The sequence below is a fragment of the Streptomyces sp. NPDC030183 genome (assembly GCF_055573455.1).
This window is the reverse complement of record NZ_JBVIBK010000002.1, coordinates 398672-414682: the sequence shown is the minus strand read 5'-3', so window position 1 is coordinate 414682 and position 16011 is coordinate 398672. Positions and strand designations below refer to the sequence as shown.

Annotated in this window: 13 protein-coding genes; 2 read left to right on the top strand and 11 right to left on the bottom strand. The window is 72.2% G+C overall.

The genetic code is table 11. The features are described from left to right. Window positions 1-89 precede the first annotated feature (89 nt). Together ACZ4Z2_RS04705 and ACZ4Z2_RS04700 are read right to left on the bottom strand one after the other, a co-directional pair. Window positions 90-1358: an ATP-binding protein gene (locus tag ACZ4Z2_RS04705; protein ID WP_468072314.1), complete on the bottom strand. Its 1269-nt coding sequence runs from the start codon at window positions 1356-1358 to the stop codon at window positions 90-92. 111 nt (window positions 1359-1469) lie between these two features. Continuing rightward, complete coding sequence (locus ACZ4Z2_RS04700; protein WP_048819934.1) at window positions 1470-2147, bottom strand: response regulator transcription factor; 678 nt, start codon at window positions 2145-2147, stop codon at window positions 1470-1472. A gap of 580 nt (window positions 2148-2727) precedes the next feature. On the opposite strand from ACZ4Z2_RS04700, the gene ACZ4Z2_RS04695 reads away from it, so the two are divergent. Next, complete coding sequence (locus ACZ4Z2_RS04695; protein WP_468072312.1) at window positions 2728-4233, top strand: peptide MFS transporter; 1506 nt, start codon at window positions 2728-2730, stop codon at window positions 4231-4233. 90 nt (window positions 4234-4323) lie between these two features. On the opposite strand, the gene ACZ4Z2_RS04690 is transcribed toward ACZ4Z2_RS04695, so the two are convergent. From ACZ4Z2_RS04690 to ACZ4Z2_RS04670, 5 genes are all read right to left on the bottom strand, one after another. Then, window positions 4324-5742: a hypothetical protein gene (locus ACZ4Z2_RS04690; protein ID WP_468072347.1), complete on the bottom strand. Its 1419-nt coding sequence runs from the start codon at window positions 5740-5742 to the stop codon at window positions 4324-4326. A gap of 38 nt (window positions 5743-5780) precedes the next feature. Next, on the bottom strand, window positions 5781-6971 hold the full coding sequence (locus ACZ4Z2_RS04685; protein WP_468072310.1) for a hypothetical protein: 1191 nt from the start codon (window positions 6969-6971) through the stop codon (window positions 5781-5783). A gap of 13 nt (window positions 6972-6984) precedes the next feature. Next, entirely contained in the window at window positions 6985-7716 is a 732-nt protein-coding gene (locus ACZ4Z2_RS04680) for a peptidase (RefSeq protein WP_468072308.1), read from the bottom strand. 125 nt (window positions 7717-7841) lie between these two features. After that, a complete protein-coding gene (locus ACZ4Z2_RS04675; protein ID WP_468072306.1) occupies window positions 7842-8357 on the bottom strand; it encodes an ATP-binding protein in 516 nt (171 codons plus the stop codon). A gap of 304 nt (window positions 8358-8661) precedes the next feature. Beyond that, window positions 8662-9030: an STAS domain-containing protein gene (locus ACZ4Z2_RS04670; protein WP_055540172.1), complete on the bottom strand. Its 369-nt coding sequence runs from the start codon at window positions 9028-9030 to the stop codon at window positions 8662-8664. Between the two features lie 236 nt (window positions 9031-9266). Here ACZ4Z2_RS04670 and ACZ4Z2_RS04665 point away from each other — a divergent pair, with 236 nt between their 5' ends. Continuing rightward, a complete protein-coding gene (locus tag ACZ4Z2_RS04665; protein WP_468072304.1) occupies window positions 9267-10181 on the top strand; it encodes an RNA polymerase sigma factor SigF in 915 nt (304 codons plus the stop codon). Window positions 10182-10289: 108 nt separating this feature from the next. Here the strand turns inward: ACZ4Z2_RS04665 and hutI are convergent, their stop codons facing one another. The 4 genes from hutI to hutU all read right to left on the bottom strand — a co-directional run bounded on the left by hutI (window position 10290) and on the right by hutU (window position 15920). Then, the gene (gene hutI, locus ACZ4Z2_RS04660) at window positions 10290-11576 is read right to left on the bottom strand and encodes an imidazolonepropionase (RefSeq protein ID WP_468072302.1); all 1287 of its coding nucleotides are present in this window, start codon (window positions 11574-11576) and stop codon (window positions 10290-10292) included. Continuing rightward, window positions 11573-12928 (bottom strand): formimidoylglutamate deiminase, encoded by a 1356-nt coding sequence (locus ACZ4Z2_RS04655; protein WP_468072300.1) that lies wholly within the window; start codon window positions 12926-12928, stop codon window positions 11573-11575. Before ACZ4Z2_RS04655 ends, hutI begins: the two co-directional genes overlap by 4 nt. After that, on the bottom strand, window positions 12925-14130 hold the full coding sequence (locus ACZ4Z2_RS04650; protein ID WP_468072345.1) for an allantoate amidohydrolase: 1206 nt from the start codon (window positions 14128-14130) through the stop codon (window positions 12925-12927). Before ACZ4Z2_RS04650 ends, ACZ4Z2_RS04655 begins: the two co-directional genes overlap by 4 nt. 101 nt (window positions 14131-14231) lie before the next feature. Next, entirely contained in the window at window positions 14232-15920 is a 1689-nt protein-coding gene (hutU, locus tag ACZ4Z2_RS04645) for a urocanate hydratase (RefSeq protein WP_468072298.1), read from the bottom strand. Window positions 15921-16011 lie beyond the last annotated feature (91 nt).

Genomic DNA, 16011 nt, shown 5'->3' with positions numbered 1-16011 from the left:
CCGTGTACTGGACGTACTCGGGTCGGGGCCCGGTGCGTCGAGAGCGCGTGCATGGCGTCGCGGGGTAGGTGGGAATGTGACGACAGGGCCTAGCGCACGGGCCGTTCGTCGCCGGCGGGCGCCCTCACCGGTGTCCGTGACAGGAACAGGCCGAACACCGGCGGCTGTGCCTGGAGCATCTCCAGACGTCCGCCGTCCGCCTCCGCGAGGTCACGGGCGACGGCCAGCCCGATGCCCGTGGAGTTGCGCCCGCTGATCGCACGCTCGAAGATCCGCGCCCCGAGGTCGGCGGGGACGCCGGGCCCCTCGTCGGTGACCTCGATGACCGCCTGGTTGCCGGTGACGCGGGTGCGCAGCGCCACGGTGCCGCCGCCGTGCATCAGCGAGTTCTCGATCAGCGCGGCCAGCACCTGTGCGACGGCTCCCGGCGTGCCCACGGCCTGGAGGTGCCGTTTGCCGGAGCTGACGATGGCGCGGCCGGCGCTGCGGTAGGCGGGGCGCCACTCCTCCAGCTGCTGCTTGATGACCTCGTCCAGCTCGAACGCGACGGCGGAGCCGTTGCGCGGGTCGCGGGAGTTCGTCAGGAGCCGCTCCACGACGTCGGTCAGCCGCTCGACCTGGGCGAGCGCGATGTGCGCCTCCTCCTTCACCGTGGCCGGGTCGTCGGTGAGGGTGATCTCCTCCAGCCGCATCGACAGCGCGGTCAGCGGCGTGCGCAGCTGGTGGGACGCGTCCGCGGCGAGGCGCCGCTCGGCGGTCAGCATGCGGCCGATGCGCTCGGCGGAGGCGTCCAGCACGTCCGCGACCCGGTCCAGTTCGGGGACGCCGTACCGCTTGTGCCGGGGGCGGGGGTCGCCGGAGCCGAGGCGTTCGGCGGTCTCGGCGAGGTCGGTGAGCGGGGAGGCGAGGCGGTTGGCCTGCCGTACGGCGAGGAGGACGGCGGCGACGACGGCGAGCAGGGCGACCGCCGCGATGATCAGGAGGGTGCGGCCGACCTCGCGGCTGACCGCCGAACGGGACTCCTCGACGGTGACGACCTCACCCTTCTCGCCCTCGGTCTTGTGGCTGATGACGTCGCCGACGGGCTTGGCGCCGATCTCGATCGTGCGCTGGCCGGGGATCTGGATGCGGGCGTAGCGGTCGTCGCCGACCTGGTCCTCCAGGACCTCGGCGGTGATCCGCTCGTCGCCGATGATGCGGCTGTCCACGATGCTGGTGAGCTGGACCGCCTCGGACTCCACGCGTTCCTGGGCGCTGTTGCTGATCGTCCGCGTCTCGACGATGACGAGGGAGACGCCGAAGACCGCGATGACCACGAGGACCACGGCGAGGGTGGACTGGATGAGACGGCGACGCACGGCTGCCCTCCGGGCGGGCGGGGTGTTCAGGGATTTTCGATTGTGCGGCACCCGGTACGGGGCCCGGCCGGCGCCCGGACCCCGGGGCCGTCAGGCGCCCGCCCGGGTCCCTCAGTTCTTCTCGAACCGGAAGCCGACGCCCCGCACCGTGGCGATGTAGCGGGGGTTCGCCGCGTCGTCGCCCAGCTTCTTGCGGAGCCAGGAGATGTGCATGTCGAGGGTCTTGGTGGACGACCACCACGTGGTGTCCCACACCTCGCGCATCAGCTGGTCGCGGGTGACGACCCGTCCCGCGTCCCGCACCAGCACGCGCAGCAGGTCGAACTCCTTGGCCGTCAGCTGGAGTTCCTCGTCGCCCATCCAGGCCCGGTGGGACTCGACGTCGATCCGGACGCCGTGCGTGGCGGGCGGCTGCTGCGGCTCCGCCGCCCCGCGCCGGAGCAGGGCCCGTACGCGGGCGAGCAGCTCGGCGAGCCGGAACGGCTTGGTGACGTAGTCGTCGGCGCCCGCGTCGAGGCCGACGACGGTGTCCACCTCGTCGGCACGCGCGGTCAGGATCAGGATCGGCACGGTGTGGCCCTCGGCGCGCAGCCGGCGGGCCACCTCCAGACCGTCCATGCCGGGCAGCCCCAGGTCGAGGACGACCAGGTCGACGCCACCCTGCATTCCGGCGTCCAGCGCGGTGGGGCCGTCCTCGCGGACCTCCACCTCGTACCCCTCCCGGCGCAGTGCGCGGGCCAGCGGCTCCGAGATGGACGCATCGTCCTCGGCGAGCAGTACACGGGTCATGCGCTGATGGTAGTCCGCCGAGAACCGCAGGTGGAGGGTGATCGGCAACGCCGATTCACACCTTTGTCCGGCGGATTTCTTACCCCCGAGGGTCATGATCGAATACGTCGGGCATTCCGCCCACGTCCGGTGAAGATTCCGTCGTGCGCGTCGGAAGTCCATGGAGATCGGGGACGGCCCGTGCGGATTTCTCCCGCCGATTCGCGCCCCGGAATCCTCGGCCTGCAACTTTGGGATTGAATTCCTGAACACACCTTCGAATGCGCGATCTCTATCGCATTCTTACCTGTGATCCGTCTCTCAATCCCTTCCATTCCCTTGCCTACCATGGCGTATGGTGATGGAACGCCTGTAGCGACACGTCGGGACCTTTGGCGGCATATCTGCGCTGAAGGTCTCTTTTGTGCGCGGAGCCGGGTTCTCCGGCTCCGCGGGAATGACCTGTGGCCGGCCCCAGGCGTCGACGGACCCCCTGCCGTCGACGCGCGTAGAGGGCAGGGTTCCCCAATGGTGCCGGCCACCCCTCCGACCCGGGCGCGGCACACCTGTGTGCGGCGTCCCGAAGCGCAAGGAACGACCAATGGCGTCCAGCCTGACGAAGGACCCGGCCGACCGGGAGACCCCCGGCGACGAGCGCGCCTTCTTCGGCCACCCCCGAGGACTGGCCACTCTCTTCATGACCGAGATGTGGGAGAGGTTCTCCTACTACGGCATGAAGGCCCTTCTGCCGCTCTACCTGGTCGCGCCGAACGGCCTGGACCTCGGCGCGGCGGCGACGATCACCATCACCGCGGTGTACGGGTCGATGGTGTACCTGCTCACCCTCCCCGGCGGATGGATCGCGGACCGCTTCCTCGGCCCGCGCAGAACGGTCGCCGTCGCGGGTGTCGTGATCATGCTCGGCCATCTGACCCTGGCCCTGCCGTCGGCCGGTGTCTTCTACCTCGGCCTCGCCCTCGTCGCCATCGGCTCGGGCCTGCTGAAGGCCAACATCTCGACCATGGTCGGCCACCTCTACGACGGCCCGAACGACCCGCGCCGCGACGGCGGCTTCACCGTCTTCTACATCGGCATCAACGCGGGCGCCTTCGCCGCGCCGCTGGCCATCGGCACGGTCGGCGAGAAGGTGAGCTGGCACCTCGGCTTCGGCATGGCCGCGGTCGGCATGGCGCTGGGCCTCGCGCAGTTCCTGCTGGGCAGCCGTCATCTGAGCGAGCGCAGCGACATCGTCCCCACCCCGATGCCCGCCGCCGAGAAGTCGGCCGTCCTGCGCAAGGCCCTGCTGTGGCTGGCCGTCCCCGTCGTCTTCTACGGCGCCCTCGGCCTGTCCGGCCACTACACGGTCAACTGGGCGGTGATCCCGGTCACCCTCATCGGCCTGATCGTCCCGATCTGGGTGATCGCCCGCATCAAGCGCGACCGCGACCTGGACGCCGCCGAGCAGTCCCGGATGTCGGCGTTCGTCTGGTTCTTCGTCGCCGCCGCGATCTTCTGGATGATCTACGACCAGGGCGCCTCGACGCTGGCCGTCTTCGCCAGCGGGTCGGCCGACAACAGCGTGTTCGGCTGGGAGTTCCCCGTCTCCTGGTACCAGTCCCTCAACCCGCTGATGATCATGGCGGCGGCTCCCGTCTTCGCCTGGCTGTGGGTGTGGCTGAACCGGCGGGGCAAGGAGCCGAGCACCATCGTCAAGTTCTCGGCCGCCCTGCTGCTGATCGGTGCGTCGTTCTTCCTCTTCCTGGCCCCGCTGGCGATCGCCGGGGACGGCGAGAAGGCCGCCGCGCTGTGGATCGCCGGGATCTACTTCGTGCAGACCCTCGGCGAGCTGACGCTCTCCCCGGTGGGTCTGTCCGTCACGACGAAGATGGCGCCGGTGAAGTACGCCTCCCAGATGATGGGCGTCTGGTTCCTCGCGGTCAGTGCGGGCGACTCCGTCACCGCGCTGCTGTCCAACGAGGCCGTCGGCGGCGTCAACCTCGACCGGGCCGGTTTCGTCGCCGTCGAGGCCACGCTGGCCGTGCTCGCCGGTGTCGCGCTGTACGTGTACCGCAACAAGGTCAAGCGGCTCATGGGCGACGTGCGCTGAGCCCGGTCGCCCGCGGTCCGCGTGGGGCCGCCGTACCTCGGGGTACGGCGGCCCCACGGGCTTTCCCGGACGTACCCGCCGTGGGCGGGCTCAGCGTGGGGACCGGCGCGGCATGAAGGTGAGGACCGCGCCGCCGAGCAGTGCCGTCGTGCCGGCGAGGAGGGCCAGCGCCTTGAGGGTGCCCCGACCGACGTCCGCACCCGTGTCGGCGAGCCCGCCGCCCGTGGCGGACCCGGAGGCCGTGCCCGAGCCGGACGCGGTGCCCGAACCGGAGGCCGTGCCCGAGCCGGACGCGGTGCCGCCGCCCACGGAACCGGGGGACGAGGAGCCGCCCACCGCGCCGCCCGGCTGTTCCTCCGTGTCGAGGGTGAGCGAGACCAGCGACTCGGCCGGGGTGCACGTGGTCGTCGTACCCAGCGCCTTGATCGTCAGCACGCCCGGGGCCAGCGTGGACTCACCGCTCGCGCCCGGTGCGTAGGTGCCGGTGAGGTCGGGGATCTCCATGGGGTCGCCCGCCTTGATCGGCTCGGAGTTCGTGGGCCCCTCGACCTGGACCGCGCCCTCGTCGGCCCCGCCGAGGACGATCTCCATGGCCGGTTTCACCGAGTCGGCGGGGAGGTCGGCGGGGCTGTCCATCACCGACTTCTTGAACCGCACGGTGAGGTCGAAGCTCCCGCCGTCCTTGGTGGCGTCGATCTGGACCGGTGAGACCACGCTCCGGTCACCGATGGGCGTCACGCAGTCGTACGGGACCCGGACCTCCTTGCCGGGGAAGTCGGTCTGCCCGCCACCGCCGCCGCCCGTGGCGGAGCCACCTCCGTCCGAACCGCCGCCGGTCGTACCGCCGCCGGTCGTGCCGCCGGAGGTCGTGCCCGAGGACGTCGTACCGCCGGTCGTGCCGCCCGCGCCGGTGCCGCCCGACGACGAGCCGCCGCTCGTACCGGTGGTGCCGCTCGTGCCCGTGGTGCCGCTCGTGCCGCTGCCGCCGGTACCGCCCGAAGTCCCGCCACCGCCCGTCACGTTGATGGTCGCCCCGACCGTCACCGGGGCGGTCGGCGCGCACCTGGTCTCGGTCGAGAAGACCTCGATGGCGTACGCGTCGGGGGTCAGGGTCACCGCGCCGGGTGCCGTCAGTTTCAGGGTGCCCTTCATGGTGGAGAGGACCATGGCGGCGCCTTTGGGGATCGCGGGGTTCTCGCGCGGCCCCTTCATGGCGATGTCGGCGGTCTGCGCCCCGGCGGCCCTGAGCGTGCCGCTCGGCTGGACCGAGTCGGCGGGGAGGTCGATCAGATCGGGATTCCTGGATGCGGCCTGGACGAACTTCCAGACCACCTCGACCTCGTCGCCGACCTTCGCCGTGCGCGGGGCGGTGATCTCCACCTTGGTCGTGCCCTCGACGGGCGGCAGCCCGGAGATCGGCGGTGGCACGCACTTCGTCGCGTACGCCACCTCGTCCGCGTACGCCGGCACGGCCGCCGCCCCCAGCAGGGCACCGGCCCCGCCGAGCATCAACGCGAGCCCGAGTACGCCCGCTCTTCGCTGCGCTCTCACGCGGTTCCCTCTCTCGTCGGAGTCGTGGGGCTGTCTTCCCTGGGTGCGGAGAGCGCCCCGGTCGCCGTCGCCCCCGGGTCGGTGTCCGGGGTGAACCACGGCAGGGCCGGGGTCGTACGAGACGTCGCGCGGGCGGCGGGCGACGCCGTTCGGGTTCCGGCGTGCGCGCCCGTCGAGGCGCCCCACGGGCGGAGCCGGCGGGTGAGCCCGGGGAGCGGTCGCCGAGGGCGGGGCCGTCGGCCGGGCACCGTGCGGCGCGGCGCGAACCGGTCCACCACCGCCAGTCCGACGCGGAACAGCGCGGCCGGGACGACGAGGCAGAGCAGCAGCCAGAAGAGGGTGACGCCCCAGGGTCGGCCCACGGCCCAGGGGTGTTCGGCGAGGACCTTGCCGCCGTACGTCAGGGAGACGGTGTAGTCGCCGTGGGCGCCGGCGGCGAGTTCCACGGGCAGGGAGACGCGTGCCTTGCCGCCGGGCTCGATCGTGCCGCGCCACTGGTGGTCCTCCCACCGCGGCGCGTACACCCCGTGCGAGGTGCCGACCCGGAAGACGGGGTCCTCGACCGGGGAGGCGCCCACGTTGCCGATGGTGAAGGCGAGTTCGCGGGTGGCCGGCGCCCCGAACCACGTCAGCAGCCCGCTCGACCCGCTCAACTCCGTGTCGGTCAGCACGGAGAGGCGCCCGCCGGTGGCCTCCGGGGGCAGCGGCTCGACCGAGTGCCCGGCGACCTGGAACGCCGCGAACGCCTCCGCCTTCTTCCCCGTGATGGTGGCGACCCGCACGACGCACGGGCACGGCACGGGCGGCTCCGCCACCGGCACCGTCCGGCTGAAGGCGCCCCCGGCGTCGGCCGTCACGGCCCGGCCGTCGGCGTTGGCGCAGGAGTCGGTGCCGCCCGGCACACCCCTCGACGGCGTGGACTGCCCGCAGATCAGGATCATCAGCAACGCCCGCGACCGCCATCCGCTGCCGGTGACGGTGAGGGAACCGCCGGTCCCCGCCTGCGACTTGGACAGCGTCACGGCAGGCCCGTCGGCCGCCGTGACCGCCGCGGCCGGCCTGTCCGCCGCCATCGCCGTCGCCACCGCCGTCGCCACGGGCGGCCCGGCGACCCCGCCGAGCGGCGCGCCGAGGGTGAGCACCAGCGCGAGCACCGCCGCCGACGCGGAGACCCGCCCCCTCCTCATGTCACCGCCCCCGTCAGCGGTGTGCGGTCCGGTTCCTGCGCGTCACCCACAGCGCCCCCGCGGCACCCGCGAGCAGCACCGTGCCGCCGAGCGTGCCGAGGGCGACCGCCGAGTCCAGCGGCCCGGTCCGCGGCAGCGCACCGCCCGACCCGCCGGCACCGTTCGTCCCCCCGGAGGCCGACCCGCCGGACCCGCCGGACCCGCCCCCGCCCGCCGCGGTGACGTCCAGCGTCAGCGACGGCCCGGGATCGTTGCCCGGGGTGCAGGTGGTGACCGTGCCGAGGGCCTTGATGGTGAGTACACCGGCGGTGAAGTCGACCTTGCCGGTCTTCTTCGGGGTGTACGTCCCGCTGAGATCGTTGATCTTGATGGGGGTGTTGGCCGGTACCGCCTCCTGGTTGGCCGGCCCCGTCACCGTGAGCGTCCCGCTCTCGGCCCCGCTCAGCTTGATCGTGGCGCTCGGACTCATCGCCCCCTTGCCCAGCTCGACCGGGCTGGACGAGACGCCCTTCTGCCACGACATGGTGATCCGGTAACCGTCGCCCCGTTTCACGCCCTTGATATCGATGGGCGAGACCGCGGACTTGTCCCCGATCGGCGTCTTGCAGTTGTACGTGACGTCCACGACCTCGGCATGGGCCACCGGGGCGGCCGCCAGCACCGCCGAGCCGGTCAGGGCCACGAGGGACGCGAGCGCGGCGGTTCGTTTCTGGTACGTCCGGTACGGCACCTCGGCACCCCACATTCTGACGGAACATCAGATCGGCCGCTCAAGGTACGCCGGGGGTCTTGAGGAGGGAAGACACACGCAAGTGTCGGATGCGTGTCGACGCGACGGGCCCGCGAAGTCCCGCGGGGCTCCTCCGACGCTCAGGCCGGGGCGCCCAGCTCCGCCCACACGGTCTTGCCCGCGGCGCCCGGTGTGCGCACGACCCCCCAGTCCAGACACAGCCGCTGCACGATGAACATGCCGTGCCCGCCGGGCCGCCCCGCCCGGTGCGGTGTGCGCGGGGCCGGGTTCCCGGTCCCCCGGTCGGCCACCTCGATCCGCAGCACCTTGTTGTCGCAGCTGATCCACAGCTCGGCGGGACCCCCGGCGTGCAGACAGGCGTTCGTGACCAGCTCGGACACCACCAGCAGCACGTCCTCGGCCGCTGCCCGCTGGTCCGCGGTGGCGGCCGGCAGCCAGCCCCACTCGTACAGCGCCTGGCGGGTGAAGTCACGGGCGAGCGGGACCACGCCGCTCTCGCCGTCGAAGCTCAGCCGGCGGGACCGGCGACCGGCGGCCGGCGCCGCGGGCTGGTCCTCTCCGGGCGCCCCGGAAGCGCCGCCGACGCCCGGTTCCGGGCCGCGGTCGCCCGGCGAGACAGGCCGGGTGGTGCTCATCAGCGCTTCACCTCACCGAATCACCAGTTCACGTGTCAGGACTCAAGAGTGCGGGAACAGAGCCCGCCGCACGTACTTTTTCCTGCTGTCATCCGTAGTGCCATCCGTCTTTCCGTCGTGGCCGTCGAACCGCCGGCCGGTGCTGCCGACCCGTCCAGGATGTCTCCTGCCCGAGCGAACCGTCAGAACACCCACGTTTTCGGCACGAAACCTGTGACGCCTGTGACCCGGTGGTCACTGTGCGGCACAGGGGCGGGACTCCGCGGCCGGCCGGGCCGGCCGCGGGGACGGTCCGCGGGCGGGCCTAGGCGGACAGGGCCGCCTCGACGGTGTCGTGGACGGTGAAGACGGCCTCGGCGCCGGTGATCTCGAAGACCCGGGCGACCGCCGGCAGCATCCCCGCCAGATGGACCCCGCCGCCCGCGGCCTCCGCCCGGAGGCGGACGCCCAGCAGGACGTTGAGTCCGGTGGAGTCACAGAACTCCAGTTGTGTGCAGTCCACCACAAGGCGGGCGAAGCCCTTGTCCAGGCACCCCTCAAGTGGCTCACGCAACAGATCGGCGGTGTGGTGATCGAGCTCACCCGCCGGGGTCACGACGGCGCTGGCGCCCTCTTCCCGCACCTCGACCCGTAGCCGGCCCGACTGTGCGCTGCCGACCGTCCCACGGTCCATGCCGTCATCTCTCCCGACCGTCGTGGCTGCTGACTCGCCCTCGAACACTACGCCTTCTCCACACTCCCCGACACCCGAACAATCACCCGCAAATGGACATTTCGTCACAGTAGGCACTTGCGACGGTGTCCCGGAACCGGGTAGGCCTAGTAGTGACACCAATCAACACGGCCGGCTTTGGAGGCGCCGCACACCGCAGTGCACGTATTGGCATCGGCGGCCATATGCCGAGAACGATGGAGGACATCATGTCACCCCGGCTCGACGAATCGCATACCCAGAGGGCGACGTCGACACCCTCTCTGGAAGACGGTCTCGACGACATCGCCCACCATCCGGGCGACTCCCTCGCGGACCTTCCGGAGATCCCCCCGTACGACGAGGTGGGGCCGGTGGACGCACGGGCCCTGTCCAAGACCCTCTTCGAGCGGCTGGAATCGCTTGAAGAAGGCACGCACGAATATTCGTACGTCCGCAACACCCTGGTGGAGCTGAACCTCGCCCTGGTGAAGTTCGCCGCCTCCCGCTTCCGCTCGCGCAGCGAGCCCATGGAGGACATCATCCAGGTCGGGACGATCGGCCTGATCAAGGCAATCGACCGCTTCGAGCTGAGCCGAGGCGTCGAGTTCCCCACCTTCGCGATGCCGACGATCGTCGGCGAGATCAAGCGTTTCTTCCGTGACACGAGCTGGTCCGTGCGGGTTCCGCGCAGACTTCAGGAGCTCCGCCTCGACCTGGCCAAGGCCGGTGACGAACTCGCTCAGAAGCTCGATCGCGCTCCGACAGTGGGAGAGTTGGCGGAGCGCCTCGGCCTGACCAACGACGAGGTCGTCGAAGGCATGGCGGCGTCGAACGCGTACACGGCCTCGTCCCTGGACGCCCAGCCCGAGGAGGACGACTCCGAGGGCGCGCTGGCCGACCGCATCGGCTACGAGGACCACGGACTCGAGGGCATCGAGTACGTCGAGTCCCTGAAGCCGCTGATCGCGGAGCTGGCGCCGCGCGACCGGAAGATCCTTTCCCTCAGGTTCGTCGCCAACATGACCCAGTCCGAGATCGGGGACGAGCTGGGGATCTCCCAGATGCATGTGTCCCGACTGCTGTCCCGCACGCTGGTACGCCTGCGCAAGGGGCTGACACTCGACGAGTAGCACCGTCGGCCACGACCAAACATGCCGGCCGGGTACGGCAGGAGCGACGTTCCTCCCGCACCCGGCCGAACCGTGTCCGGGCCCGGGTCCCGACCGGCGGCGGCCGGCTCAGACCTCGCGCACTCCTCTGCGCCATACGCCGGTGACCAGGGGGACGCCCGGCCGGTAGGCGAGATGGACGTGGCTGGGCGCGTCCAGCACCAGCAGATCGGCGTACGCCCCCGGAGTGAGCCGGCCGATGTCGTCCCGGCGCAGCGCCCGAGCGCCCCCCGCTGTCGCCGACCAGACCGCTTCGTCCGGCGTCATCCGCATGTCCCGCACCGCGAGCGCGACGCAGAAGGGCATGGACGACGTGAACGACGAACCCGGGTTGCAGTCGGTGGACAGGGCGACGGTGACGCCCGCGTCGAGCAGACGGCGGGCGTCCGGCCACTCGGCGCGGGTGGAGAACTCGGCGCCGGGCAGCAGCGTGGCGACCGTGCGGCTGTGGGCGAGGGCGTCCACGTCGGCGTCGGTCAGATGGGTGCAGTGGTCGGCGCTCGCCGCGTCCAGTTCGACGGCGAGCTGCACGCCGGGGCCGTGGGAGAGCTGGTTGGCGTGGATGCGGGGGTGCAGGCCCCTGGCCTTGCCGGCGGTGAGGATCGCGCGGGCCTGGTCGCCGTCGAAGGCGCCCCGCTCGCAGAAGACGTCGATCCACCGGGCGTACGGGGCACAGGCGTCGAGCATCTCGCCGGTGACGAGGTCCACGTAGGCGGCGGGGTCCTCGGCGAGGTCCGGGGAGACGATGTGCGCGCCGAGGTAGGTCACCTCGTCGGTGTGCCGGGCGGCGATGCGCAGCGCCCGCGCCTCGTCCTCGACGGTCAGGCCGTAGCCCGACTTCGTCTCGAAGGTGGTCGTGCCCTGGCGGAGGGCCTCGCGGAGATAGCGGGTGAGGTTCGCCTCCAGTTCCTCGTCGGTGGCGGCGCGGGTCGCGGCGACGGTCGTGCGGATGCCGCCCGCGCTGTAGGCCCGGCCGGACATCCGGGCGTTGAACTCGGCGGTCCGGTCGCCCGCGAAGACGAGGTGGGAGTGGGAGTCCACGAAGCCGGGGAGCACCGCCCGGCCTCCGGCGTCGACCCGATTGTCAGTGGCGGGTGCTTTGCTTTGATCACCGGTCCACGCGACGCGGTCACCGTCGATGACGAGTGCCGCGTCCCGGATCAGACCGAGAGGGGAATTGTCGCCGAGGGAGGGGTCGTTGGTGACCAGGGCAGCGATGTTGGTGATGAGCGTGCTCGCGGTGCTCGCGGAGTGGGCGGGGCTGGCGGTCGTGGGGCTGCTCATGGCGTCCTTGGTGGCCTGGTCGGCGGTCGGGTCGGGTTCGGGCTCGGCTTCGGGTGCGCGGGCGGGCCTCATCCCCGCAGGGCTGCGACGGCCTCGGCGAGCGCCCTCGGCACGTCCGGTACGAGGGCGTGCGCCCCGTCCCGGACGACGTGCCGGCCGCCCACGACCGTGTGCGACACGTCTGCCGCCGACGCGGCGAATACAGCCGTCTCCGCGCCCAGCCGTGGAAGCGGGCCTGCCGTCCTGACCGAGTCGAGCGCGATCGTCGTGAAGTCGGCGAGCGCTCCCGGTTCCAGGGTTCCCGCCTCGTCCCAGCCGAGCGCCGCGTGGCCGTCGGCCGAGGCCGCCCGCAGGAGGGCCGCCGCCGTCCAGTGGCCCCGGGTGCGGGTGCGCAGCCGCTCGTTCAGCTCCATGGCGCGCGCCTCTTCGAACAGGTCGATGACGGCGTGGCTGTCGGAGCCGAGGGAGAGCGGGGAGCCGGCCCGTCCGAGGGCGACGGCCGGTCCGATGCCGTCGGCGAGGTCGCGCTCGGTGGTGGGGCACATGCAGGTGCCGGTGCCGCTGCCGCCGATGAGCGCGATGTCGGTGTCGGTGAGGTGGGTGTTGTGGACGCCGGTGGTGCGGGGTCCCAGGACCCCGTGGTCGGACAGGAGTTGCGTGGGGGTGCGGCCGTGCGCCGCGTGGCAGGCGTCGTTCTCGGCCGTCTGCTCGGAGAGGTGGACGTGCAGCGGGGCCCGCCGCTCCTCGGCCCAGCGCGCCACGGTCGCCAACTGTCCGGCGGGCACGGCCCGTACGGAGTGGATGGCCGCCCCGATCCGCGCGTGATCCCGTTCCTTGAGAACAGCACAGCGTTCGGCCCAGGCGTCCGCCGTGCCGTCGGAGAAGCGGAGCTGGTGCTCGTCGGGCGCCTGGCCGAAACCGGCGGAGAGGTAGGCGGTGTCGAGGAGGGTGATCCGGACGCCGGCCTCGGCGGCGGCCGCGATCAGCGCCTCGCCCATGGCGTTCGGATCGGCGTAGGGGGTGCCGCCGGGGGCGTGGTGGACGTAGTGGAACTCGCCGACGGCGGTGATGCCGGCGAGCGCCATCTCGGCGTACACGGCCCGGGCGAGCGCGTGGTAGCTGTCCGGGGTCAGCCGGTCCGCCACCTGGTACATGACCTCGCGCCAGGTCCAGAAGGTGCCCGAGCCGACCTGGACGGTGGCGCGCAGGGCCCGGTGGAAGGCATGGCTGTGGGCGTTGGCGAGGCCGGGGAGGGTGAGGCCGCGCAGGGGCTCGGCGCCGGGCGGCGGGGCGGGGACGCCGGTGCGGACGGCGGTGACGCGGCCGGCCCGGGGGCTGCCCGGCCCGGCCACGGTCAGGGTCACGCCCGGCTCGACGCTCGTGCCGAGCCAGGCGTGTTCGAGCCAGTAGGTCGTCTCCGTCACCTGCGGGCCAGCCCTTCCAGTACGTCGGCGAGCGCGGTCACCCCGGCCAGGCAGTCGTCCTCGGCGGCGTGTTCGGCCGGGGAGTGCGAGACGCCCGTGGGGTTGCGTACGAACAGCATGGCGGTCGGGACGTGTCCGGAGAGGATCCCGGCGTCGTGTCCGGCGCCGGTCCCGAGCACCGGCACCTTCAGGCCGGCGGTGTCGCGGCCCAGGATGCGGGCGAGTTCGTCGCGCAGGGCGTGCTCGAACTCGACGACCGGGGTGAAGGATTCGCGGACCACGTCCAGTTCGACGCCGTGGAGCTGGGCGTAGTCGCGGGCCGCCTCCTCGATCGCGCCGACGACCGTGTCCAGGGTCTCCTGGTCCTCGGCGCGGGAGTCGAGCCAGCCGCGGACGAGGGAGGGGATGGCGTTCACACCGTTGGGTTCGACGGAGATCTTGCCGAAGGTGGCGACGGCGCCGGCGAGGCGTGCCTCGCGGCGGGCGGCGAGCACCGTCTCCGCGTACGACAGCATGGGGTCGCGGCGGTCGACGAGCCGGGTGGTGCCCGCGTGGTTGGCCTCGCCCCGGAAGTCGAAGCGCCACCGCCCGTGCGGCCAGATGGCGCTGGCGATCCCGACGGCGTCGCCGGACAGGTCCAGCGCCCGTCCCTGCTCGACGTGGAGTTCGACGAACGCGCCGATCCGGGAGAGCCGCTCGGGGTCGGCGCCGATGCCCTCCGGGTCGTGGCCGGCGGCCTCCATCGCCTGGGGCAGGGTCACCCCGTCGCCGTCGGTCAGCCGGTGCGCCTGGTCGACGGTCAGCCGGCCCGAGCTGAGCCGGGAGCCCACGCAGGCGAGGCCGAAGCGGGCGCCCTCCTCGTCGCCGAAGTTGACGATCCCGAGCGGCTTGTCGAACCGGGTGCCGCGGGCGCGGAGTTCGTCGAGCGCGGCGAAGGACGACACCACGCCGAGGGGGCCGTCGAAGGCCCCGCCGTCCGGCACGGAGTCGAGGTGCGATCCGGTGACGACGGCGTCGCCCTGCCGGGGGTCGCCCAGCCAGGCCCACTGGTTGCCGTTGCGGTCGACCTCGTAGTCCAGCCCCCGGTCCCGGGCCTGCTCCTCGAACCAGGCACGGCACTCGGCGTCGGCCCCCGTCCAGGCGAACCGCCGGTACCCGCCGGAGTCGGGGTGCCGCCCGATGGGGAGCAGGTCCCGCCACATCTCGTGGAAGGAGGCGCCGCCGGGTCCGGCCGGGTCCGTGGACGCCGGTGAGGGGGCGGCCCCGGCCGGGGAGCCGCCGTCGTGGCCGCCGTGGCTCGGGGTCACGCGTCCTCACCCTCGCCGTTCGCGGCCTCGGCGCCCTCGCGCATCGGGACCCGCACGCCCCGCTCGTCGGCGACCGACTCGGCGATGTCGTAGCCCGCGTCGACGTGGCGGATCACGCCCATGCCGGGGTCGTTGGTGAGGACGCGGCGGATCTTCTCGCCGCCCAGTTCGGTGCCGTCGGCGACCGTGACCTGGCCGGCGTGGATCGAGCGGCCCATGCCGACGCCGCCGCCGTGGTGGAGGGAGACCCAGGAGGCGCCGGACGCCACGTTCACCATGGCGTTGAGCAGCGGCCAGTCGGCGATCGCGTCCGAGCCGTCGAGCATGGCCTCGGTCTCGCGGTAGGGGGAGGCGACGGAGCCGCAGTCGAGGTGGTCGCGGCCGATCGCGAGGGGCGCGGCCAGCTCGCCGCTCGCCACCATGTCGTTGAACCGCTCGCCCGCCTTGTCCCGCTCGCCGTAGCCGAGCCAGCAGATGCGCGCCGGAAGCCCCTGGAAGTGGACGCGTTCGCCGGCCATCTTGATCCAGCGGGCGAGGGAGTCGTTCTCCGGGAACAGCTCCAGGATCGCCTTGTCGGTCTTGGCGATGTCGGCGGGGTCGCCGGACAGGGCGGCCCAGCGGAAGGGGCCCTTGCCCTCGCAGAACAGGGGGCGGATGTAGGCGGGGACGAACCCGGGGAAGTCGAAGGCGCGGTCGTACCCGGCGAGTTGGGCCTCGCCGCGGATGGAGTTGCCGTAGTCGAAGACCTCGGCGCCGGCGTCCTGGAAGCCGACCATGGCCTCGACGTGGCGGGCCATCGACTCGCGGGCGCGGGTGGTGAATCCGGCCGGGTCCTTGGCGGCGTAGGAGGCCATGTCGTCGAAGTCGACGCCGACGGGGAGGTATGCCAGCGGGTCGTGGGCCGAGGTCTGGTCGGTGACGATGTCGATGGGGGCGCCCATGGCGAGGAGCCGCGGGACGAGGTCGGCGGCGTTGCCGAGCACGCCGATGGACAGCGGGCGGCGGGCGTCACGGGCCTCGGTGGCCAGTTGCAGGGCGTGGTCGAGGGAGTCGGCCCGCACGTCGAGGTAGCGGTGTTCGATGCGGCGCTCGATCGCACGCGGGTCGCAGTCGATGCACAGCGCCACGCCGTCGTTCATGGTGACGGCGAGCGGCTGGGCGCCGCCCATGCCGCCGAGGCCGGCGGTGAGGGTGATCGTCCCGGCGAGGGTGCCGCCGAACTTCTTGGCGGCGACGGCGGCGAAGGTCTCGTAGGTGCCCTGGAGGATGCCCTGCGTGCCGATGTAGATCCAGGAACCCGCGGTCATCTGGCCGTACATGGTCAGGCCGAGCTGTTCGAGGCGGCGGAACTCCTCCCAGTTCGCCCAGTCGCCGACGAGGTTGGAGTTGGCGATGAGGACGCGCGGGGCCCACTCGTGGGTCTGCATGACGCCGACGGGGCGGCCGGACTGGACGAGCATCGTCTCGTCCTGCTTGAGGGTCCTCAGCGTGCGGACCATGGCGTCGAAGGAGCGCCAGTCGCGGGCGGCCTTGCCCGTGCCGCCGTAGACGACGAGCTTGTCGGGGTGCTCGGCGACCTCGGGGTCGAGGTTGTTCTGCAGCATGCGGAGGGCGGCTTCCTGCTGCCAGCCCAGGGCGCTCAGTTCCGTACCGCGCGGGGCTCGAACAGGGCGGGGTCCTGACACGGGTCTGCCTCCTCGATTTACAGCAACTATTCACATCCTGACTCGATGAATAGAGCTAGTCAATACGCCCGTACGCCAGCGACGGCGCGCC

Excerpts from the sequence above, each read along its gene's own strand:
- hutI (WP_468072302.1), bottom strand. The coding sequence starts at position 11,576 with ATGAGGCCCGCCCGCGCACCCGAAGCCGAGCCCGAACCCGACCCGACC.
- ACZ4Z2_RS04695 (WP_468072312.1), top strand. The coding sequence starts at position 2,728 with ATGGCGTCCAGCCTGACGAAGGACCCGGCCGACCGGGAGACCCCCGGC.
- ACZ4Z2_RS04690 (WP_468072347.1), bottom strand. The coding sequence starts at position 5,742 with ATGCTCGGCGGGGCCGGTGCCCTGCTGGGGGCGGCGGCCGTGCCGGCG.
- ACZ4Z2_RS04680 (WP_468072308.1), bottom strand. The coding sequence starts at position 7,716 with ATGTGGGGTGCCGAGGTGCCGTACCGGACGTACCAGAAACGAACCGCC.
- ACZ4Z2_RS04700 (WP_048819934.1), bottom strand. The coding sequence starts at position 2,147 with ATGACCCGTGTACTGCTCGCCGAGGACGATGCGTCCATCTCGGAGCCG.
- ACZ4Z2_RS04650 (WP_468072345.1), bottom strand. The coding sequence starts at position 14,130 with ATGTGGCGGGACCTGCTCCCCATCGGGCGGCACCCCGACTCCGGCGGG.
- ACZ4Z2_RS04665 (WP_468072304.1), top strand. The coding sequence starts at position 9,267 with ATGGAGGACATCATGTCACCCCGGCTCGACGAATCGCATACCCAGAGG.
- ACZ4Z2_RS04675 (WP_468072306.1), bottom strand. The coding sequence starts at position 8,357 with ATGAGCACCACCCGGCCTGTCTCGCCGGGCGACCGCGGCCCGGAACCG.
- ACZ4Z2_RS04670 (WP_055540172.1), bottom strand. The coding sequence starts at position 9,030 with ATGGACCGTGGGACGGTCGGCAGCGCACAGTCGGGCCGGCTACGGGTC.
- ACZ4Z2_RS04685 (WP_468072310.1), bottom strand. The coding sequence starts at position 6,971 with ATGAGGAGGGGGCGGGTCTCCGCGTCGGCGGCGGTGCTCGCGCTGGTG.